This is a genomic window from Mucilaginibacter sp. SJ (assembly GCF_028993635.1).
Lineage (GTDB): Bacteria > Bacteroidota > Bacteroidia > Sphingobacteriales > Sphingobacteriaceae > Mucilaginibacter.
Window position 1 is genome coordinate 2,074,164 of sequence record NZ_CP118631.1, and the last position, 21,462, is coordinate 2,095,625.

A 21,462-nucleotide genomic window follows, 5' to 3' on the forward strand; every position below is an offset into this window, starting at 1 on the left:
TTTACTCTGCCCGCGACCAGGTTGTTGTTCGCCCAAAAAGCGAAATACCAATGTACCCGCGGATATCCAGGGTTTTACCTTTATAGGTCATTTTGCAGGAGTATGTTTTGCCGTTATTAGGATCGTAAATTGTTCCGCCCGAGTATTTGTTATCGCCGTCTTTTACAAAATCGGCCAATACGGGTAATCCCAGCCTCGGCCTTGAACGCAATTTTTCGTCGCTATTCATTTCGTCTACTTTTGGCTTCCCATCTTTTAATGGATCCTTAAGCCATACCACCTTACCATAAAACTTACCGTTGCTTTCTTTAGTGATCTGGATTTTGGCGGTTTTTACATCGTTGTACCATAAACCTTCAATTTTATCGGTTTGCGCTTTTGCATTGATGCTTACCGCCACAATAGTTAGCAGGATTAATACAAAATGGGTGAAATGTTTTTTTGATGCTGACATTGCCTTAGGTGTTTTTTATAGTTAAAAACAAGTCGGTTTTTAGGGCCTCTGTCGCATTTATCTAATATCAATACGGGTATCAGAAGCCACCTAAAAAGAGACAGAGTAGAATTATAAAATGGTTAAATAATTTAGTCCCGGCATAGTTACCGGGATGGTTTATAATAACAAATATCTATTTCTGCGGCGCTTTATAAAGGTCTAAACGGCGGAAACATTTGTCAATATTTCGGAATTAAAGTTAGCTGGTTTTATTTGATAATTGCGTTACAAGCTGGATATATTGCTGCATGGCGTGATCGCCGGTAGTGCCCTTCTGTTTTAGCCAGGCATCATATTTTGCTTTAGCTACAAAATCAAACATACCCGGAGGGTTTTCTGTATTTATATCGCCTTCCGTTGCTTGCTTATATAAACTGTACAGGCGTAATAATGTTTCATTATCGGGCTTTGACGGCAATTGTTTACTTTGTTTAACCGCTTCTTCAAAAGCATTATTCAGATCAGTCATAGTTAAATTATATAAAGCTAAAAGCGGAAGGCATAAAGCCTAAAGCCAATAAGCTCATTATCAGTTTGGGTTGATTGTTATATTTCTTCAGGCCGGGTTCACATCTTCTACATAATCGCTGCTCCGGGGCGCCTTCATAAACATCTGGCTTAGTTCGGAGGGCAATATGGCCAACTTACGCTTTTCCATATCTATCCATGAACCTTCGGCGTTTACGATAGCAGCTTTAACACCATCTCCCCTGTACAGCTCATGCCTGATTGCCCAGCGGGAACCGTCAGGCCGGGATTTGGTAAGCTCACAGGTTACCCTGATCTGCTCATTGATCCCGATCTCTCTCAGGTAAATCATTTCTTCCCTGAATAATACCGGCCCTATTTTGTATTCATAAAGTGTAGGCAGTTTTAAACCCAGGCTTTCGAGCATGGTGATGCGTGCCTGTGCTGCAAGATCGGCATATGCAGAATGCCTCATGTGCTGGTTCGAGTCTATCTGCGACCACAGCACCTGTCCTTCATAAAAAAAATCCATAGCCCCGATTATTTTATTGATGATGTTCTTTAAACTTTTTGACTGCTGCCGTTAGTCGTGGCAGAATCTCCAACGCGTCACCAACTACACCATAATTGGCTGCTTTAAAAAATGGGGCTTCGGGATCTTTATTGATTACTACAATAGTTTTTGAACCGTTAACCCCGGCCAAGTGCTGGATAGCCCCGGATATTCCCACTGCGATATACAGATTTGGGCGAACGGTGCCACCTGTTTGGCCCACATGTTCGTGATGCGGTCGCCAGTGCGAATCGGCTACCGGGCGCGAGCAGGCCGTAGCAGCGCCCAACTCTTTCGCCAGGTCTTCCAGTATGCCCCAGTTTTCGGGGCCTTTTAAACCCCTGCCTCCCGAAACAACCAGCTCGGCATCGGCAAGCGGCACCTCGCCGGTCACTTTATTTACCGATTTCACTTTTACGCCAAAATCCTTTTCGCTAAAGCTAACATCCAATTGCTCAACAATCGCCTTACCCTCCTCCTTTTTCGCCGGGAAAGTATTAGGCATCAGCATAATCACCTTTACATCACTCAAAATGTTTATGTAGGCGAATGCCTTGCCCGAAAACACCGCTTTTTTGATCACAAAGCCTTTTTCCGTATCCGGGAATGAAAGCGCACCGGCTACCAGGCCTGCTTTTAATTTTACAGCTACCCGCGGCGCTACCGCCCTGCCCTTAATATCATGAAGGGTTACAATTACTTTACTATTCTCCTTTTGTGCCGCGGCTATTAAGGCGCCGGCATATGCCCTTGAATGTAACTCGTCCAACCGGCTATCGGCAACGTGCAGCACTTTTTGAGCACCATACTGGCCAAGGTTTTCCATTTCAGCTTCGGCAACGCTGCCTAAAGCAACGGCAGTTACCGTAGTGCCCATTTTTCCGGCTATCTGCGCGGCATACTGCACAGCCTCAAAGCTTTGTTTTTTTATAATTCCCCCGGTATGTTCTACCAATACTATTACAGACATTTTATTTTTTTTTTAGATAAAAGCTTAAAACTGAATGCACAAAGCTTAAAGCCAATAATTTGGCTATGCCCGGTACAGTGCACCGACAATAGATATGATTATTAAATCACCTTAGCTTCCGTGTGCAGCAACTGCACCAATTCATCCATATCATCCGGACTTACCAGCTTGATACCGGCCTTGGCAGGCGGCAATTCATACGACAGTATTTCGGCTACAGCGGTTATTCCTGAAGGCGTAATGATCTTTAACGGACGGGTACGCGCAGCCATGATGCCGCGCATATTGGGAATGCGGGCTTCGGCAACACCTTTCTGGCAGGAAATAACCAGCGGTAAATTACATGCATCTGTTTCTTCACCGCCTTCTATTTCACGATTTATCACAGCAGTATTGGCCTCTATACTGATCCCGGTTGCAAAACCAATATAATCGAGATCAAGCAATTCGGCCAGCATGGCACCTGTAGTTCCGTTATTGTAATCGATAGACTCTTTGCCGCATAAAATAAGGTCATAACCAACCCCGGCAGCGTATTCGGCTATATAATGAGCGGTTTCATAAGGATCATTGCTCTCAGCATCAATACGGACAGCTTCATCGCCACCCAACGCTAACGCTTTCCTGATCACCGGCTCAACATCGGCCTTACCTACAGTTATCAAATGAATTTCGGTGGCGATACCGCTTTCTTTTAATTCGATAGCCCTGATCAACGCGTACCATTCATCATACGGATTGATCACATAAGTAACCCCATCGCTGTTAACAGAAGTATTATTATTTTTTAATACAATTTTGGTGCTGGTGTCGGGCACCTGGCTTATACACACTAATATTTTCATTATCAGAATTTTGTTTTGGGTTGATGTTATTTTTTTTGGGGGGGGGGGAATAAAGTTCACTTGCCGTTAATCCAAAGAGTAAAAAGCGGGGGCTTGCGCGATTCCCCTCTTGAGAGGGGTGGAGGGGTGTGTCCCTGCTTTGATAAGCAAATTGCAGAAACACACCCCTGCCACAACACGTTCCTCCGCGCCCCCTCTCAAGAGGGGATTAAAAAAATTAAAAACAATATTTATTTTCAGCAATCAATTTGGCTGCGATATTTCTGCGGGCCTGGGTGGTATTGATGTCTTCGGTTTTGGTGAAGCGCTTTAGTCCCATGAGCATCATCCTTCTTTCATCGCCTTCGGCAAATGAGTTCAGTGCTTCTTTACCCGATTTGGCGATATGTTCGGCCGCATCATTGATGTACACCCGCATCATGTCCAGTTGTTCTTTACACGCTTCTTCTCCCCTTAAGCCAACCAATTTCTCTACCCTCAATTGCAGCGATTCGCTTACATAAAGCTCTATCAGCATATCGGCCAGGTTCATCAATACTTCCTGCTCTTTGCTCAATTGCATCATTAGTTTTTGAACAGCCGCACCGGCTACCATCAATATTGCCTTTTTAAAATTGGCTATGTATTTTTTCTCTTTGGTAAACAGGCCATCCTCCTCTGCAGCGCCGAAATCAGGGATGCTCATCAATTCACCGGCTACTTTCTGGGCCGGCCCCATCAGGTCAAGCTCACCCTTCATGGCGCGTTTCAGCATCATATCAACGGTTAACAACCTGTTAATTTCATTGGTACCCTCAAAAATCCGGTTGATCCTCGAATCGCGGTACGACCTGTCCATTGGCGCCTCGGCACTATATCCCATACCACCATAGATCTGCACACCTTCATCGGTTACATAGTCCAAAACCTCAGAAGCATGAACTTTTAAAATTGCAGCTTCAATGGCAAATTGCTCAGTCCCCTTCAGTTTGGCTTTGTTTTCATCAAGGCCGGAGGCAATTAACATTTCTGTAGCCTCCTCCATATTCTGACTGGCCCTGTACACGGCCGATTCTGCCGCGTAAGTACGGATAGCCTGTTCGGCCAGTTTATATCTTATCGCCCCATATTTGGAAATAGCGCGACCGAACTGCTCCCGCTCATTGGCATAACGTACCGATGAGGTAATCACATCCTTACTCGCTCCAACTGTTCCGCCTCCTAATTTGATGCGGCCCAGATTCAGAATATTAACGGCTATCTTAAAACCATTCTGCCGTTCGGAAAGCAGGTTTTCAACAGGCACTTTGCAATCGTTAAAAAACACCTGGCGCGTTGAGCTCCCTTTGATCCCCATTTTGTGTTCTTCCGTATTGAGCGAAAGGCCCTCAAAATCCTTTTCAACAATAAACGCGCTCAGGTTTTCATCATCATCTATTTTGGCAAAAACCGTAAACACATCGGCAAAACCCGCATTGGTGATCCACATTTTTTGCCCGGTGATGAGATAGTACTTGCCATCAGCAGAAAGTTTTGCCCTGGTTTTACCCGAATTGGCATCTGAACCTGCAGCCGGTTCTGTAAGGCAATAAGCTCCTTTCCATTCACCGCTGGCCAGTTTGGGAATATATTTTTGTTTTTGGGCATCGTTGCCATAGTATAATATAGGCATAGTGCCAATACCTGTGTGTGCCGAAAACGCAACCGAAAATGAGTGACCGGCACCTAATTTTTCGGTAACCAACATGGCGGTTTTAAAATCTTTACCAAAACCGCCGTATTCTTCGGGCACGGAGATGCCTAACAATCCAAGCGCGCCTGCCTCGTCCATTAAATGGCGCATTAACCCCTCCTCCTGCTCATCAATGCGCTGCAGGTTTGGTGTTACCTGCTGTGCCAAAAAATTGGTACATGTTTCGGCGATCATCAACTGCTCTTCATTCCATTCTTCGGGAATAAAAACGCTTTCCGCAGAAGTTTCCCTGATCAGAAACTCCCCTCCTTTTATGGCTTTCATCGGTTCTGTGGCATTCATAAAGTTTTTCTGGTTTATAATCAGGAGTAAAATTAGAGGCATTATGAAGCTAAAGAAAGGGCAGCAATGCGGAGATATTAGTCAAAAAGTCGGAAAGAAGAGGGGATGTGGGAGGGTGGAAAGACTACCATTGGCTTAAATATATTACGGAAATAACATTCACGTATTCGAAAAGCCACGTTATTGCGAGGAGGAACGACGAAGCAATCGCATACTATACAGGGCCGCTATGCTACCGTGTGATTGCCGCGCTACGCTTATAATGAAACAATCTTAAATTACTGATTATTAAGCATATTTTCAATCGATTTTATAATATGGGCATTGCCTGCGGCCCGGGCTTTCCGTTACAAGTCCTCGCCTTTCCTGACCACAGTCCCAACCCGCGCTGTGGGCTTTACACTGCAATCCCTAATGCGGCCCCTGCACACCATCGCTAAAAAATATTTTATACGTTATCACGATTTTTCCGGGTGCCCTGATCGTTATTTGCAATGAGATGTATTTGTCTAAACGACAACAATCAATGCGCAGATATCGCCCTATAGTCAGAAGGCGACATGCCGGTATGCTTTTTAAAATATTTGCCAAACGATGATTGGTCGGGGAAATGGATGCTCTCGGCGGCGCGGGCGATGCTGATCTCGTGATTCCTCAGTAATACTTTGGCTTCCAATATTACCGCGTCGTCTATCCATTCGCCCGCGGTTCGCCCGGTTACTTCCTTAATGGTTTCGGTTAAATGTTTGGGAGACACATACAGCGCGTCGGCATAGTATTGCACGCTGCGGTGTTCTTTATAATGATGGAAAATGAGGGATTGGAAAAGCACGTTTAGTTCCTGTTTCCTGGTTTGTTTACCTTTTATTATCAGGTGTTGCTTTTCGTAAATGGCCTGTATTTCATAAAGCAGTGTCATCAAAATGCTCCTGGATATTTCAACATCATAAGGATGCCCTTCGCGCGCTAATTTTTGCTGGATCAATAAATAAATTTCCAGGATCATTTTGGCATCGGCATTGTCCGGATAAATTACCGGGATAGATGCGCTGTTAAAATAACTGAATGATTCAAGGAAATGGCTATTGGCGTTATTTTCGATTAAAAAGGCTTTGCTGAAAACAACAAACCGGCATAAAAAATCGGCACTGCTATCGTAGATCCTCAAAACATGAAATGGGGTTGCCAGAAGCATGGCATCCGGCCGGGCATCATAAACCTGCAGGTTCACTTCTACTTTGGCTGTGCCACGTGTACAAATGCCTATAATATAACCGTCCGAACGGTAAGGATATTCGCTCAGGCTCAATAATTGCTTTTCGTCAACAACAAAAAAATCGGCACCAGCCAGCTTATCTGCATACAGATCTGCAAATTTCAACAGGCTTAATTGTCCAACCTTATTATTCATATAGTTTAGATATATAATTTTAACTATTGTATTTATTAAAGACGGTTGTAAAGCAACTTTCCTTATCCGGTATTAAAAATAAACTTTATCCGACTTTTTGACTAATATCTCCGCATTATAGCCCTTTTTTTCTTTTTAATCCAAACTAATTTTATCCCTGACAGTTACAAGTTGTAACCTACAAGCAATTTCCTGTCACGAACCAATTATATTTTTATGAGAAAAATTCTACTATTGGTGCTCACCGCAGCACCGCTGTTAGCTTTTTCCCAGGGTTTCCAGGTGAACCTGGGCGGGCAAAAGCAAATAGGAATGGGCCATACAGGTACAGGTATTGTACAGGATGGCGCTTCCGTATTTTTTAACCCGGGCGCGGTAGCCATGCTGCCCGAAAATTACATACAGGGAGGAATAAGCCCTTTACTGTTCAAATCTGTTTTCAACCCCGCCGGAACCTCAATACAGGACCATACTTCTAATAAAGTTGCTACCCCGTTCCATGCTTATGCGGTATGGGGGCCCAAATCTTCCTTCTGGAAACTGGGACTTGGCGTTTATACTCCTTTTGGCGGCTTAACCGACTGGGGCAATACCTGGCAAGGCAAATATGTGCTGGAAAGCCTCGACCTGAAAGCCATTTATATTCAGCCAACATTAAGTATAAAACTTGCCGACTGGATGAGTATCGGCGGAGGCTTCGTTTACAACCATGGCAGCGTTGATCTGACACGGGCCATCCCGCTGGCAAACAGCAGCGGCGACGCTGGCCAGGCCCGCTTGAAAGGCAGCGGCAAAGGCTACGGATGGAACGCGGGCGTTTACTTCAAAACAGAAGCAGGCATTACCATAGGGATCACACACCGATCCCAGGTAAACACTACCATTTCGGGGGGGAATGCCTTTTTTACCGTACCTGCATCGCTGCAAAGCAGCTTCCCTCAGCCTAATACTTTTAGCTCAACCATACCCCTGCCGGCCACTAACTCCATCGGTTTCGGCTTTTACCCCGACAGCAAATGGATATTGGCCATGGATGTTAACCTGGTTAACTGGGATAGTTATAAAACCCTGTCGTTTGATTATAAAAACAATACGGCTGTATTACAGGATACCCACTCTGCCCGGAATTATCAACAGGCGTTTAGCTTACGCGGGGGCGCTCAATATAAGGCTACCGATAAACTGGCCCTGCGTTTTGGCGGTGGCTATGGCGGCACCGCTGTTTTAGATGGCTATGTAACTCCCGAAGTGCCGGATGCCAACCGGGTTTATGGTACCCTTGGCTTAGGTTATACCGTAGCCAAACACCTGGATATAGATATCTCCTTTGAGTATGAGCACCTGATGCAACGCACCCAAACCAATATCGAATCGCAGCTATCGGGAACATTTAAAACCGATGTATATATACCAGGTATCTCATTAGCCTATCATTGGTAATCCTTAAAGAAATCAGTTCATGAAAACGTTTAAACTACATATTTATATTGTTGCAGGGTTGCTGTTATTAGGTGCCTGCAAGCCAGAGGTCCACACTCCAAAACCTTCATCAGGCACTGTTGATTTTTCACGATTTATTTCGTTAGGTAATTCGCTCACCGCCGGGTATGCCGACGGGGGCTTATACCTTGCTGGTCAGCAGGTATCTTATCCCAGCATCATCGGTAAGCAAATGCAATCGGTTGGTGGTGGCGCATTTACGCAGCCGCTATTCAGCACCGCCCAGGCAAACGGATCGGGCTATTTATCACTCACCGGGTTTAATGCTGATGGCACACCGGTTACAACTCCTGTAACTACCAACCTGGCCATACGCGGCGTATTGCCTGTACCCGGCTTCGGAAACGTTACTTTATATACCAAATACACCGGCGATATCAATAATTACGGTGTGCCCGGCATTAAGCTGATGCATATCACCTACGCACCTTATGGCAACCTTAACGGGTATTTTGAACGACTGCTGCCGGGTAACGCGCCAACAAACTCCACCACCTATCTTGATTTTGTAATGTCGAAGCCATTCACTTTCTTCTCAAACTGGCTGGGGAACAATGACGCTTTAAGCTACGCCACATCCGGTGGGGCCGGCGACGTGCTGACAGATAAAAATACTTTTGCTGCCTTGTATAATGTATTGATCAACACCCTCACTGCCAAGGGACAGAAAGGCGTAGTTGCAACCGTACCGGATGTAACCTCAATACCTTATTTTAATACCATCACCGTTTCTGCAATACTGGCCGGTGTACAAAAGGCCAACCCGAATGCAAAAGCATTGTATATTAACGCGCTGGTTTCGGGCAGTACTTATGCGCCTCGTGCTGCAACGCCTAACGATCTTATCGTACTTACCTTCCCCGCAAGCAAGATCGGGCAGCCGGTTGCAACTCCTGTTGGCAACCTGCCTTACGGTTTAACGCCGTATACGCCGATAGATAACCAATATGTACTTGACGAAAAGGAGGTTGCCCTTACCGAGGATTATGTAACTTCTTATAACACCACTATAAAATCTATAGCGGCAGCCAAAGGCCTGGCGGTATTTGATGCCTATACCTTTCTGCAAAATGTTAAACTGAATGGCCTGGTGATTAACGGCGTAAGCGTTAATTCCAACTATATCAGCGGCGGTTTGTTCTCGCTGGATGGGGTACACCTCACACCACGCGGGTATGCCATTGTGGCCAATGAATTTATTAAAGCCATCAATGACAAATACAATTCATCAATACCACAGGTAAATATATCTGATTATAACGGGGTTAAATTTCCTTGATTTTAAGTCTTAAGTCAGAAGTCTTAAGTTCTAAGTCGATAGAGGGTAAATCCTGACTTAGGACTTAAGACTTTCGACTTAGAACTAAATTATCCCGCTACATTATCCGGGTCCGATTCATCGCCTGGCTCCCAAAGCTCAATAATGTTCCCTTCCGGATCGAGAATATGAACAAATTTGCCATAATCATATTCAGCAATCTCGTCAATAATGGTTACGCCATCTTTTTTTAATTCATCTACCAGTGCGGCAAGATTTTCTACCCGGTAATTAATCATAAAAGGCTTAGCCGACGGATTAAAATATTGGGTATCCTGCGGAAACGTGCACCAGGATGTAGAGCCTATTTTCGACGGATCATCGGCATGCCGCCACTCAAACGTTGTCCCGTATTGGCTGGCGGGCAGTCCAAGGGTTTTAACATACCATTCGTTCATCGCTTTCGGATCGTCGCATTTAAAAAATACGCCCCCAAGGCCCGTTACTTTTTTCATAGTTATATTTTACTTTTTACGTCACATTACTATACCCTTTCAAAAGCGGTTTTACTTTTTTGGGGGAAGGATGATCTCCTTCAATTTTTCATTGGCACGGATGGTTTTCAAACCCTCCTCATACCCTATCATATAAATTTCTTCGGCGGCATCGGTATCAAAAATGCCATAACCACCCAAACCATGCGGCTCAATAACTATATCGCACAGCATTTTATGCGCGCTGAGGCCCGAATTAATCGTTATCATGGCCGCCCTGTCAACCAGGTTCACAAAGGATTTAATTGTTGAAACAACAGGTAAATGGTTACAGCATGAACCTATGATCAGGTCACAATTACCCACCAATGGTTCAACCGGAAAATTATTGAGTATGCCGCCATCAACAAACATGTGATTATTAATGATAATGGGCCTAAAAATGCCTGGCAAACAGCATGACGCTAAAATTGCTGTATCCAACTCGCCCTCGGTAAAATAAACCAGCTTTGCTTCTCCAATGTCGACCGCCGGAATGGTAACACGTGTTTTGAGGCTTTGAAAGGAATTGTGCGGAATATATTTATTGATCAATACCCTGGTATGTGTTATTGAGATCAAACCGTTGCTACCAAACGCCGGGCGCAGCAATTTAAGCAGGCTGTTGTCTTTAATGATGCGTAAAATTTCTTTTGGGGTATATCCCTCTGCAAAAAAAGCCGCAGCTATTGCACCTGCACTTGTGCCCGAGATATGCGAGAATTTAATACCATAATCGGTTAGGGCCTGCATCACCCCCAAATGGGCCACCCCTCTTACCCCCCCGCCAGACAGCACTAATCCTATCTTTCTTGAGCCGTTTTGATCGATATTTGTATTCATTTTATATAGGTTATCACCAGGCCATTACCCGGAAAAATCATTTGACCGTTGAGGTCAAGATATTATTTTTTTAATTTAAATAATGTTAATTTTTTAATGATCCAACTTTATTAATTTATTTTCCGGATAATAGAGGGCATAATTTCTATACATCAACTGTACCAAATGAGGTGCCGCCCTTGTTTTTTAGCTATCAATTGAAAATACCATCGGTCAATATATTATATGCGTACTTATCTCGGTGAAGAAACACCCTATCTTTTAATGATTTAACGAAAAATTAATTTTACTACAGGTTCTTTGGTACAGTTTTTCGGGTCTTTTTCTGATGACAAAAAACCTTCTTCTCTTCCTGTGCCTGCTTATTGTAAAAACATTTACATCCTGTGCTCAATCGCCGGTGATTAATGGCGTATATGTTGGGGCCGAATTATACAACACACCTTTTGACGGCATGCAGATCAACAATATTGTGATCAGTTTCCGGAGCGATGGCACTTTCAATAACGCATTAAACCAGACCGACTGGAAAACAAAGACAAGCGGTTCTTACACGGTTAAGAACAACCTTGTACAACTCATGTTCAAAAACGGCAATGAGAGCAAAAAATATAAACTGGCTGCTAATGGTAACCTCGAAAGCACAGCAGGTATAAAACATACCCTGCATAAGGTTAAAAAAGTGACTACCATTCCCGCCGGCGTGTATGAAAAAAGAAACGCTTCATCCAGCGGGGGGATAGGCACCGGAATGCCTGCAGTGGGCGCTTTTTCCTCTGATTTGATCTACTTTGATGCTAAAGGAAATTTTTCGACCGACCGTTCAAGTGTTGTAGGTATTACAGGAGATGCAACAGGCGGCACGGTAGGCGGTAGATTTGAAAAGGACGGCAAAACCAGTGGAACCTATAAGTTGGGCGACGGAGAAATAACTTTAACATTTGGTAATGGGACAATTGCCAGGCAAAGCTTTTTTTACAGCCCCCCAAATGAGGAAGACCTGGTTTTATTGAATGCTGAATTCTATTTCAGGAAGGAGGATGAGAATGAAAAGCCTGCAATTACACAAAGAACGACCGTTGGTGCAAAAACAAATACAAGTAAACCTGTAGCAACCGGCATGCCTGCGCCGGCCAGCCTGCTTACCCAGCTCAGGGCACAATATGGTGGTGAAAACATAGACAAGTTAACAACTGTTAGGGAAACGGCTACCGTAACAGGTAACATGCAGGTTATCGCTTTAACCGATATCGTTAATAACAGGATCCGTGCAGAGGTAAGGCAGAACGGGAAGTTGCTACTGATAAAACAGCTGAACAAAAACGAGGGCTGGCAATGGATGAACGGTACAAAAAAGCCTTTAACGCAGGATGAACAAGACGAACTAACCTTAAGCCTGTACCAGGGGATCCTGGGCTTGCATAAAAAACTGAACAGCTCTTTCCTTACCGGTACGGTATCAGCATCAGGAAATGATTATGTCATCACCTTTTATAGAAATAAGAATAAAGTGATTTACCTTGTCGGCAGTGATTATAGTCTAAAGGGGAATGCTTACTCCATCAATTCGGCGCCTCCTAATATTTCTATATACAAAGATTTCACAAAAGCCAATGGTATCACCTACCCTGCTACCACCGAGTCATCCGACGGAAAAAACAAACTGGTGTCAAACACAACCTCTATCGAATTTAATCCTGTTTTGACAGATGATAGCTGGAAAATACCGTGAAGCTGAGTGTATATTAGCTGTTGCGGTTCCATTTAAGCCTGCGGATGCGCTTCCAGTCGGTGAATAATAATCCAGCTAAAAAATCAAGTATGGCAATCATATATCCGACAAATTGATAACTAAAGATACCTGTTAAATCATAATTAAAAGATTTTCAGAAATAAATTACTCCTACTTCTTCAAAAACGACATAGTCGCCGCACTGCTCACCCCTAATGTTAGCCCGGCAGCCACATCAGTAGGATAATGAACACCGAGATACATTCTTGAATAACTGGTAGCCCCTGCCCAAAAGAAAGATGGCGCTATCACATACCATTTAGGGTAGGCGACCGATAAAGCCGTAGCTGTAGCAAAACTTGACGAAGTATGCCCCGATGGGAACGAGGTACCGCCCGCCCGGTAAACCGGCGTAATATTGATATTTTGTATAAATGGCCGCGGCCGCTTCACCAGGTGTTTGATCAGCAGCATAAAACCGTATGATATGGCCGTACTGCTGGCCACATAACCCGCGTTTTGGCGCATTTCTTTGTTGTTACTTGCAATACCTCCTACCAGTAAGCCCGCCGGAATCCCGATATCGCCATACAAGACGTTTTTACTCAGGAACATGAAAAAACCGGTTTGTCCGGGTGTTCGCTGATTTTGGAGATCGATCATTACACGATCATCCCAGCGCTGAACAGCCGGGGGGATAAATGCCGGACTGTTTATTGTAACCCTCGCCGAATCGGCCTGGGCGAAAGCTTGATTTGAAAAGCCGATAAACAAGCCCTGCAAATGAATTAAAACTGCCAGGAATTTAAGCGGGAAGATTTTTTTCATAAGCGATGGATACATAACTTCTCGGCTTTGGCAGATCATGCTACTAATATAGCCATTCTGTATAGATGGTTTGAATGCCGGTTTATTAATGCACGGAAATCGCTTTTAAATCCTCGCAGATTGAGAAACCATAAAAGCTCGCAAAACATTTATGTAGAAGTTTTCCGGTACGGGATTTAGCAAACAGATCGGATTGGCAGGGTTTTGAGTTGTTCCTTACACAAGGAATTGCTCAGAAACAGATTTACCGATCAAATCAAAAGCAGTTGATAAAAATCCGCGTAATCTGAAAAATCCCCTCAAATCCGGGTTCATTTCGTAATTTTACCCCGTGCCTGCACCTGAAAAGAAAACACCTGTAAGAAAGAAAGCGCCCGCCCGTAAAAAACCGGCAGGCAAAGCAAAACAGCAGGCCGGCCTATCCGCGCAATGGATGGTGGCTATAGGCGCTTTGCTGCTTATCCTGCTCTCCCCTTTTTATTATGGCTATATTTTAAAATTCGGCAGTGCCACCTGGCGGTGGATCATGGACTCCGGCGAAGACACCCATTACCGAAAATACAAGAACTTTGCTATCCACATTCCCGACGGTTATTCGGTATATGGCATTGATGTGTCATCATACCAGGGCCGCATTAACTGGAAACAGGTAAAGGCCATGCGCGAGGGCGATGTACACATCAGTTTTGCATTTATAAAAGCTACCGAAGGGGTGTTAAGTGTCGACCCCTATTTTCAGCGCAACTGGCGCGAGGCCCCGAAGGCGGGCATCATGTGCGGCGCTTATCATTTTTTTCTGCCGCAAAAAAGCGGTGTATGGCAGGCCAAGTTTTTCCTGCAAACAGTAAAAACCGAAAAAGGCGACCTGCCCATGGTGGTAGATGTGGAACGGTTGTATCGTACCAGTCCCGAAAAAATGCGTGAGCAATTAGAGAGTTTTATCAAAACAATTGAAACCCGCACTGGCATCAAGCCCATCATCTACACCAACCTAAAATTTTACCAGGATTACCTGGAAGGGTACTTTGATGGTTATACCCTTTGGATTGCCCATTATTACCAGCCCAAGCTGCTTGTATCTAATAAAACTAATTGGAAATTCTGGCAGCATTCAGATAAAGCCCATGTTAACGGCATTAACCATGTTGTGGATTTTAATGTGTTTAAGGGTGATAGTACAGCGTTTGAGAAATTGCTGGTACCGTAAGTAAAATCTACTTAGTTAAATTACTGCTCATCGATTTTGGCTAAAACCAGCCGCCGCCTTAAATTACAAACCGTCGGTTAAAACCGACGGAAGTATAAAGAAGACAAAAGGGCTTTAGCCAAAAAGCATTAGATACAATAAAAAGTCAATATCTACTTTTCCAACATGCAATAAATCTGTATATTGATGTTAAAAAAACAAATGGCGTACAAGAGAAAAATTGTTTTGGCGGCTCGCCATGTTCATAAAGAAGATGAAGACACGCTGGATGTGGAATTTTGGCTCAGCAAAAGCCCTTCGGAACGACTGGCGGAAGTAGTTCGCTTGAGGCGATTGTATTTTACTTCATCAGGTAAATCCTTTCCAACCAAAATTGAAAAAGTTCTTTTTAGAAGAAAATTGCGATAGCCAAACTGAGCAATTGGCTTGGGAAAGTTTTCTAAAAACACTTCTATTTAAAGCGACAACATCATTTACTCAATTCTGCTTCTTATAGTAAAAGAAATACGATCCTCCCAAAATTGCCAGAAACACCAACGGCATAGCACGGTTTGCCACCGGATCACCGGATGCGGTATGCGCTATAAATGCCGAAACAAATACAAAGGTAAAGCCTGCATAAGTCCACTCTTTTAACCTTGCCGGTACAGGTACCAATAGTAATATTGCACCAATAAGCTTTGCTATTGCCAGTTCAACCCTGAAATAATCGGGGAAACCTAAATGATGAAAGGCCGCAGCCATTTCGGGTTTCGTTAAGTATGAATAGCATGAAAATGCCATCATTAAAGCTACAATTGCTGTCAGGATCCAGTAAAAAATTTTAGTTTTCATTTTATAAATTATTTGCCGCAAACTTAGCTACCTTTGCTATTAAAAGGATACTACTATCCTAAAGGATACCGGTATCGTTGAGGATAGCAAGTATGAACAACGAACAAATAATTCACAATAAAGAGACCTGCAAAGCTTCTGTAACCGCAGTACGCGATACGCTTTATGTAGTAAACGGTAAATGGAAGCTGCCGATGCTGGTGAGCCTGATGACCGGCCCTAAACGGTTTAAGGAACTTCAGCGCGACCTGGAAAGCATCACGCCTAAAATACTTTCGAAAGAGTTAAGGGAGCTTGAACTAAATGGCTTTGTTAAACGGACTGTTTATGATACCACGCCGGTAACTGTAATTTATGAACGTACCGAATATGCCGATACGCTTGGCAAAGTTGTATCAGAATTACGCGAATGGGGCATGAACCATCGTGAGCATATTAAACAAATGAGCCGGGCTGAAGCCGATGCCAAAAAAGCCATGGCAGTTTCATTATAATGTGGTAAATAGCTCTTCAGAATTTAGATGCACAAAGCGCCTTTGCCTGGTAAGCAAAAGCGCTTTTATAAATAATAACATTACGCTTTCTTCTTCTCGGGGTGATGAGCGCTATCCCGGCGTGATGTTTGATCGGATCGCTGCCCGCCCGCATTACTGATGCCTTTTTGCTTCTGGGCATCATTGTGGTTAGCAAAGGCACGATCGGCAGTTGGTTTGCCCTGTGCATCGGTGTTATTCTTAAAATGCTGTTGACCTTTCATAGTAGCTATATTTAAATTCAACAATGTTAATATAGTTACTACAAGCAAACAGTAATTGGGTTTTATAAAATTGACCCGAACTATCCATTACCAGCAGTTGCATTATTAAGAAGTTCCATAGCTCCCTCTGCACCAAGGCGTTCCATCAAATTAAATTCTTTAGATTCAAGACGGTTGTAGTTTGTAAAAAAAGCCTCTATCTGGTCGGTAAGGCTGTGCGGCAGTTGCGCGGCATCATGCAAACCGGTAAAAATTTTTGATACAACCGGCACTGCCAGCAACCTGTCGTTCCGGTAGCGTTTCCCATCCAGACCGGCTTGCTCTACCTTAAAAGCCCCTATTAGCCGGCAATCTATCACACAGCCCGGAAAAGTACTGATCTCCGATATGACCAGCACATCCATTGGATCGCCGTCGCCCCCAGCTGTATTGGGGATAAAACCAAAATCAAAAGGAAAAACCATACCGGCAGGCAGTAGCTTTTTAAGCCTGAACTGATTTGTGGTAGCATCATAATCATACTTGTGGCCGCAGCCCTTCGGCGTTTCAACAATCACCGTGATCTTATTTTCTAAATTATCCATGCGTACATGTTTTATAAACCTGGTATTTTAACCCCGGAAGCTTTCAAGTTCTGCAAAATGTTTTCCTGTACGGCCAGTTTGGTATCCTGGAAACCATGCGCGTGAACCCAAACATTAACCCCTACCCTATAACCATCAGGATCTAAACCGGCAATACCTATCCTCCTGTCCGGAGTTTCCAATATGTTCTTTGATTTATCGATAGAGGAGTTGATGACCGACTTCACCTCATTAAAATCAATATTATTGGTAAACTTCAGTTCGATATCAAGCCTGCGGGTACCTTCCCTGCTAATGTTGATGATCACCTCGTTTGAGAGCTTACTGTTGGGCATAATAACTATCCGGTTATCAAAGGTTTTAACAACGGTATAAAAGATCTGGATAGCAGTAACCGTTCCTTCAAGGCCCTGGGCTATAATATTATCGCCCACAACAAAGGGCTTGAGCAGCAGTATGAGCACTCCGCTGGCAAAATTTTGTAATGTACCCGAAAGTGCCAAACCCGCCGCTACACCAAAAGCACCTACGAGTGCTGTAAACAAGGTAATAGGCACACCCATGATCTGCACAACTCCTAAAATCAGCAATACACGCAATATAACCCCTACAAGACTTTGCAAAAACGGTTTTATGGTTGGGTCTATTTCCTTTTTTTGCATATGGGCCTGCCACCATTTCAGCAGCAGGTTAATGAGCCAAAGGCCGATGAATAGAACCACCAGCCCAATCAAAAAACTGGGTGCATAACGGATCACCCAAATGTATACCTGTTCATAAAACTTTTCAATCTTCATAAAACAAATCGTTTAGCTTCCGCATAAAAACCACCTATGCTTAACGCATATTTAGGGGAAGGGTTTGTTTTAATGGCGTCAGCATTTCTTTCATCAATTAAAAAACTATAAAACAACAGCTTAACATCTGCGATAAACAACAGCATAAGCCTATTAATTAAGCAGATTATTGATTATTTTTGTATATGCAAACACTCGAGATAATTGTTCCTGATAATAAAACACGTTTGGTTAAGGATATCCTGAAAGAATTGGGTGTAACTATTAAAGTAAAAAAAGAGAACAAAACACCTAATGCCGAAACTATTGCCGCTATGGACGAGTTAAAAGCAGGCAAAGGCAAAAAATTCAAAAGTGTAGACGAACTGTTCAAAAGTATCTAATTTGATCATGTTCGGGATCGTCACCTCAACCAAATTCCTCAAAGATTTAAAATTACTTAAAAAGCGTTCGCTTAACGATTTTCAGCTGTTGCAGAACGTAATTACCATACTCGCCAACAAAGGTCATATGGGCCTCGACAAAAAACATAAAGCCCATAAGTTAAGTGGTAGCTACAAAGGCTATTGGGAATGCCATGTAAAGCCCGACCTACTACTGATCTGGGGTGAGAATGAACAGATCAATCTTTTAGAATTAGTGCGCACCGAAACTCATTCAGATCTGTTTTAACAACCATTTAACACTTCAGCCCTCCAAGTGTTAACAAATGTTAAAAGTGTTAAATTTCAATACGTTACCAATTTTAAGCCCTAATTTGGTATTAACTATTTGAAAAAAACTTTTACACTTTATCATGAGCTACAACAAGATCAATAACCTTTTGGGCTGGCTTTGTTTTACCCTTGCATCCCTTACTTACGTCTTAACTTTAGAGCCCTCTGTAAGCTTTTGGGACTGCGGCGAATTTATTTCCTGCGCCTATAAACTCCAGGTATCGCACCAACCGGGCTACCCTCTTTTTGCCATGATAGGTAAGGCCTTCTCCCTCCTTTCAATGGGCGACAGGACAAAAGTTGCCTACTTTACCAACCTGGGTTCGGCATTGGCCAGTGGGGCTACCATTATGTTTTTATTTTGGAGCATAACCGCCCTTGCCAAAAAACTCCTTGCTATAAAAAACACCCCTGTTAATACAACCCAAACCTTACAAATAATGGGTGCCGGGTTAACCGGCGCCCTTGCATTTACTTTTACCGATACCTTTTGGTTTTCGGCAGTTGAAACCATTGTTTTTGCATGGTCGTCATTATGTACAGCTATAGTATTCTGGGCTATTTTAAAATGGGATGCCATCGCTGATGAACCACGTGCCGACAGGTGGCTGGTTTTTATAGCTTATATAATCGGCCTTTCTATCGGCATTCACCTGCTTAATTTATTAACCATACCGGCTTTGGTAATGGTTTATTATTTCCGCAGGCATAAAAACATCAATATTAAAAGCGGTCTGATAGCATTTGCCGTGAGCATCCTGATCCTGGCCTTCGTTCAGTTCGGGATAAGGGGATATACCATTGGTCTCGCGGCCCGGTTCGATCTGTTTTTTGTAAACAGTCTTGGACTTGGTTTTGGCAGCGGCGTTTTGTTCTTTTTTTTGCTGATCATCGGCTTGCTTATCGCCGGGATCCGGTACAGCATCCGCAAGCAGAAACATCTTTTAAATATAGGCCTGCTTTGCATTGTGTTTGTTTACTTTGGTTACAGTTCTTTTGTTTATATCCCTATCAGGGCTTCGGCAGGTACCAATCTTAACAACTCCCACCCCAGCGACGCGTTTACGATGTATGAGTACCTTAACCGTACCCAATACGGCGAAACTCCCTTACTTAAGGGCCCATACTTTGATGCTAAAATAACAGATGTTACAGATGGCACACCGCTTTATCGTAAAGGAAACAGCAAATACGAGGTAGCCTATAATAAGCCTAATTATGTTTATGACCACACCAGCATTCTGCCCCGCATGTGGTCGACAGAGGAGAATACCACCTATGCCCAGGACGTGCAGTTTTACCGCGACTGGCTGCAGTTGAGCGATAATGCCACGCCTACCTTTTCGGATAATTTAAGGTGGATGTTCAGCTGGCAAATGTACCAGATGTACTGGCGTTATTTTATGTGGAACTTTGTTGGCCGCTACAACGATGATGATATGGAAGGCCAAACCAATATAAACGGCATCGGCGGCAACTGGACATCGGGCTTGTTCAACAACGCCTCCAATACACCAAAGTTTATATTGAATGATGTTACCTATACGCCCCTTTACGCCCTGCCATTAATGGTTGGCTTGCTTGGCATGTTCTATCACTTCAAAAAACGAAGGAAAGATGCCCTGATAATAACCCTGTTATTCTTTTTCACCGGGCTGGCAATTGTGTTGTATGTTAATCAGCCTTCGGTACAACCCCGTGAGCGCGATTACTCGTACGTAGGCTCATTTTACGCCTTTGCTATTTGGATTGGTTTAGGATTGATAGCGCTGATTGACATGATACCTAAAAAAATCAGTCCGCGGTTTGCCACCATTGGGGCTATGGTTATTTGTACTATTGTTGGCCCTGTTTTACTGGCCAGTAAGGAATGGAAAAACCACGACCGCTCAACCAAAATGGCGGCGCATGACATGGCTTACAATTACTTGATGTCCTGCCCTAAAAATGCTATTTTGTTTGATTTAGGCGATAACGACACCTACTCGTTATGGTACGACCAGGAGGTAGAAAACATCCGGCCGGATGTACGCATCGTAAACCTGAGCCTGTTAAGCGCCGACTGGTCGGTAAAGCAAATGCAGCGTAAAATAAACCAGGCCGATGCGCTGCCCATCACCATGAGCTTTGATAAATACAAGCTGGGTACCCGTGATGTGATCAGGTATAATGATGCCAAAATACCGGGCTACACTGATGTCAAAGATATCTTTGATTTCATTACTTCGGATGATAAACGTACGCATGTTGAATATACCAACGGCACCACCGAAAATTATTTGCCTACCAAAAACTTCAAGCTGGCGGTTAATGCCGATGATGTAATGAAAAATAAGGTTATTACACCTGAGCAAAAAGGCATGCTAACGGATACCATGAAATGGAAATTCCCTCCTAATTATATCACTAAAGAAAACCTTGCCATGATTGATATACTGGCGCACAATGACTGGAAACGGCCTATCTGCTTTACCACCTCCATCAGTCAGTCGAGCATGGTTGGTTTGCAGCCTTACCTTTACCAGGAAGGCTTTGCCTACCGCCTGCTGCCTTTCAAAACAGATTCATCGTTAGCCGATCAGCTTTCAAAAACAAACAGCCTGGTGATGTACAGCAACGTGATGAACAAGTTTAAATTCGGCAATTTTAAAACAGCCAGATATCTCGACCAACAATCAACCCAGGTATTTTATCCGCAACTGGTATCAACTTTTTCTGATCTTTCGGCAGGGTTATTAAAAGATGGTCACCCAAACCTTGCACTTAATGCATTGCATAAGTATGAAGAAGTGATGCCCGACATCAACCCTAACTTTATGGCTGCCCAGGGTAAAATAACAATGGCCGATACCTCGTATAAGCTGGACTATGCCAAACTGGGCAATAAACTCATTAAAAGTGTTAATAGCTACCTAACCGATAAGCTTGATTATAACTACCATCAATTACAAAAGGATACAGGCCGGTTAAGCCCGCGCGATGTACAGATAAGTATGTCACTGCTGAACAACATGGTTGCCATCACCCATAACGGCAATCAAAAAGAACTAAGCGGACAATTAGTTGCCCAGCTTAATGATTATGCCGAAAAGTTTAAAAGTATTCTCCAGCTCTAA

At 43.6% G+C, this 21,462-nt stretch carries 23 protein-coding genes; 9 read left to right on the forward strand and 14 right to left on the reverse strand.

Going from position 1 to position 21,462, the window contains the following annotated elements:
- Position 1 precedes the first annotated feature (1 nt).
- From MusilaSJ_RS08250 to MusilaSJ_RS08280, 7 genes are all read right to left on the reverse strand, one after another.
- The gene (locus MusilaSJ_RS08250; protein WP_274989524.1) at positions 2 to 454 is read right to left on the reverse strand and encodes a DUF2147 domain-containing protein; all 453 of its coding nucleotides are present in this window, start codon (positions 452 to 454) and stop codon (positions 2 to 4) included.
- Positions 455 to 695: 241 nt separating this feature from the next.
- On the reverse strand, positions 696 to 965 hold the full coding sequence (locus MusilaSJ_RS08255) for an acyl-CoA-binding protein (protein WP_274989525.1): 270 nt from the start codon (positions 963 to 965) through the stop codon (positions 696 to 698).
- Positions 966 to 1,052: 87 nt separating this feature from the next.
- Positions 1,053 to 1,496 carry an acyl-CoA thioesterase gene (locus tag MusilaSJ_RS08260; protein WP_274989526.1) on the reverse strand — a complete coding sequence of 148 codons (444 nt, stop codon included), beginning with the start codon at positions 1,494 to 1,496 and terminating at the stop codon, positions 1,053 to 1,055.
- 13 nt (positions 1,497 to 1,509) lie between these two features.
- Positions 1,510 to 2,487 (reverse strand): electron transfer flavoprotein subunit alpha/FixB family protein, encoded by a 978-nt coding sequence (locus MusilaSJ_RS08265; RefSeq protein WP_274989527.1) that lies wholly within the window; start codon positions 2,485 to 2,487, stop codon positions 1,510 to 1,512.
- 101 nt (positions 2,488 to 2,588) lie between these two features.
- Positions 2,589 to 3,332 carry an electron transfer flavoprotein subunit beta/FixA family protein gene (locus MusilaSJ_RS08270; protein ID WP_274989528.1) on the reverse strand — a complete coding sequence of 248 codons (744 nt, stop codon included), beginning with the start codon at positions 3,330 to 3,332 and terminating at the stop codon, positions 2,589 to 2,591.
- A 217-nt stretch (positions 3,333 to 3,549) separates the two neighbouring features.
- Positions 3,550 to 5,346 (reverse strand): acyl-CoA dehydrogenase FadE, encoded by a 1,797-nt coding sequence (locus MusilaSJ_RS08275; RefSeq protein ID WP_274989529.1) that lies wholly within the window; start codon positions 5,344 to 5,346, stop codon positions 3,550 to 3,552.
- 523 nt (positions 5,347 to 5,869) lie between these two features.
- A complete protein-coding gene (locus tag MusilaSJ_RS08280; protein WP_274989530.1) occupies positions 5,870 to 6,757 on the reverse strand; it encodes a helix-turn-helix domain-containing protein in 888 nt (295 codons plus the stop codon).
- Between the two features lie 216 nt (positions 6,758 to 6,973).
- On the opposite strand from MusilaSJ_RS08280, the gene MusilaSJ_RS08285 reads away from it, so the two are divergent.
- Together MusilaSJ_RS08285 and MusilaSJ_RS08290 are read left to right on the forward strand one after the other, a co-directional pair.
- On the forward strand, positions 6,974 to 8,197 hold the full coding sequence (locus MusilaSJ_RS08285) for an OmpP1/FadL family transporter (RefSeq protein WP_274989531.1): 1,224 nt from the start codon (positions 6,974 to 6,976) through the stop codon (positions 8,195 to 8,197).
- A 19-nt stretch (positions 8,198 to 8,216) separates the two neighbouring features.
- Entirely contained in the window at positions 8,217 to 9,536 is a 1,320-nt protein-coding gene (locus MusilaSJ_RS08290) for an SGNH/GDSL hydrolase family protein (protein WP_274989532.1), read from the forward strand.
- An 89-nt stretch (positions 9,537 to 9,625) separates the two neighbouring features.
- Here MusilaSJ_RS08290 and MusilaSJ_RS08295 read toward each other — a convergent pair whose 3' ends face one another.
- The gene (locus MusilaSJ_RS08295; protein ID WP_274989533.1) at positions 9,626 to 10,030 is read right to left on the reverse strand and encodes a VOC family protein; all 405 of its coding nucleotides are present in this window, start codon (positions 10,028 to 10,030) and stop codon (positions 9,626 to 9,628) included.
- Positions 10,031 to 10,081: 51 nt separating this feature from the next.
- Complete coding sequence (locus tag MusilaSJ_RS08300; RefSeq protein WP_274989534.1) at positions 10,082 to 10,891, reverse strand: patatin-like phospholipase family protein; 810 nt, start codon at positions 10,889 to 10,891, stop codon at positions 10,082 to 10,084.
- 328 nt (positions 10,892 to 11,219) lie between these two features.
- Between MusilaSJ_RS08300 and MusilaSJ_RS08305 the strand changes: the two genes are divergently transcribed.
- Complete coding sequence (locus MusilaSJ_RS08305; RefSeq protein ID WP_274989535.1) at positions 11,220 to 12,623, forward strand: hypothetical protein; 1,404 nt, start codon at positions 11,220 to 11,222, stop codon at positions 12,621 to 12,623.
- Positions 12,624 to 12,794: 171 nt separating this feature from the next.
- Here the strand turns inward: MusilaSJ_RS08305 and MusilaSJ_RS08310 are convergent, their stop codons facing one another.
- On the reverse strand, positions 12,795 to 13,451 hold the full coding sequence (locus MusilaSJ_RS08310; RefSeq protein ID WP_274989536.1) for a phosphatase PAP2 family protein: 657 nt from the start codon (positions 13,449 to 13,451) through the stop codon (positions 12,795 to 12,797).
- Positions 13,452 to 13,782: 331 nt separating this feature from the next.
- Here MusilaSJ_RS08310 and MusilaSJ_RS08315 point away from each other — a divergent pair, with 331 nt between their 5' ends.
- Positions 13,783 to 14,658, forward strand: a complete 876-nt coding sequence (locus MusilaSJ_RS08315) for a glycoside hydrolase family 25 protein (RefSeq protein WP_274989537.1) — start codon at positions 13,783 to 13,785, stop codon at positions 14,656 to 14,658.
- 186 nt (positions 14,659 to 14,844) lie between these two features.
- Positions 14,845 to 15,066: a hypothetical protein gene (locus tag MusilaSJ_RS08320; RefSeq protein WP_274989538.1), complete on the forward strand. Its 222-nt coding sequence runs from the start codon at positions 14,845 to 14,847 to the stop codon at positions 15,064 to 15,066.
- Between the two features lie 69 nt (positions 15,067 to 15,135).
- On the opposite strand, the gene MusilaSJ_RS08325 is transcribed toward MusilaSJ_RS08320, so the two are convergent.
- Positions 15,136 to 15,492: a DoxX family protein gene (locus tag MusilaSJ_RS08325; protein ID WP_274989539.1), complete on the reverse strand. Its 357-nt coding sequence runs from the start codon at positions 15,490 to 15,492 to the stop codon at positions 15,136 to 15,138.
- A gap of 92 nt (positions 15,493 to 15,584) precedes the next feature.
- On the opposite strand from MusilaSJ_RS08325, the gene MusilaSJ_RS08330 reads away from it, so the two are divergent.
- Positions 15,585 to 15,986 (forward strand): winged helix-turn-helix transcriptional regulator, encoded by a 402-nt coding sequence (locus tag MusilaSJ_RS08330; RefSeq protein ID WP_176623382.1) that lies wholly within the window; start codon positions 15,585 to 15,587, stop codon positions 15,984 to 15,986.
- A gap of 80 nt (positions 15,987 to 16,066) precedes the next feature.
- Here the strand turns inward: MusilaSJ_RS08330 and MusilaSJ_RS08335 are convergent, their stop codons facing one another.
- From MusilaSJ_RS08335 to MusilaSJ_RS08345, 3 genes are all read right to left on the reverse strand, one after another.
- Positions 16,067 to 16,249, reverse strand: coding sequence for a hypothetical protein (locus tag MusilaSJ_RS08335; RefSeq protein ID WP_274989540.1), 183 nt, complete (start codon positions 16,247 to 16,249; stop codon positions 16,067 to 16,069).
- Positions 16,250 to 16,329: 80 nt separating this feature from the next.
- Entirely contained in the window at positions 16,330 to 16,833 is a 504-nt protein-coding gene (locus MusilaSJ_RS08340; protein ID WP_274989541.1) for an inorganic diphosphatase, read from the reverse strand.
- 11 nt (positions 16,834 to 16,844) lie between these two features.
- Positions 16,845 to 17,630: a mechanosensitive ion channel family protein gene (locus MusilaSJ_RS08345; RefSeq protein WP_274989542.1), complete on the reverse strand. Its 786-nt coding sequence runs from the start codon at positions 17,628 to 17,630 to the stop codon at positions 16,845 to 16,847.
- A 185-nt stretch (positions 17,631 to 17,815) separates the two neighbouring features.
- On the opposite strand from MusilaSJ_RS08345, the gene MusilaSJ_RS08350 reads away from it, so the two are divergent.
- From MusilaSJ_RS08350 to MusilaSJ_RS08360, 3 genes are all read left to right on the forward strand, one after another.
- Complete coding sequence (locus tag MusilaSJ_RS08350; RefSeq protein WP_090523834.1) at positions 17,816 to 18,013, forward strand: type II toxin-antitoxin system RelB/DinJ family antitoxin; 198 nt, start codon at positions 17,816 to 17,818, stop codon at positions 18,011 to 18,013.
- Between the two features lie 7 nt (positions 18,014 to 18,020).
- Positions 18,021 to 18,302, forward strand: a complete 282-nt coding sequence (locus tag MusilaSJ_RS08355) for a type II toxin-antitoxin system YafQ family toxin (protein ID WP_274989543.1) — start codon at positions 18,021 to 18,023, stop codon at positions 18,300 to 18,302.
- Between the two features lie 124 nt (positions 18,303 to 18,426).
- On the forward strand, positions 18,427 to 21,462 hold the full coding sequence (locus MusilaSJ_RS08360) for a glycosyltransferase family 117 protein (RefSeq protein WP_274989544.1): 3,036 nt from the start codon (positions 18,427 to 18,429) through the stop codon (positions 21,460 to 21,462).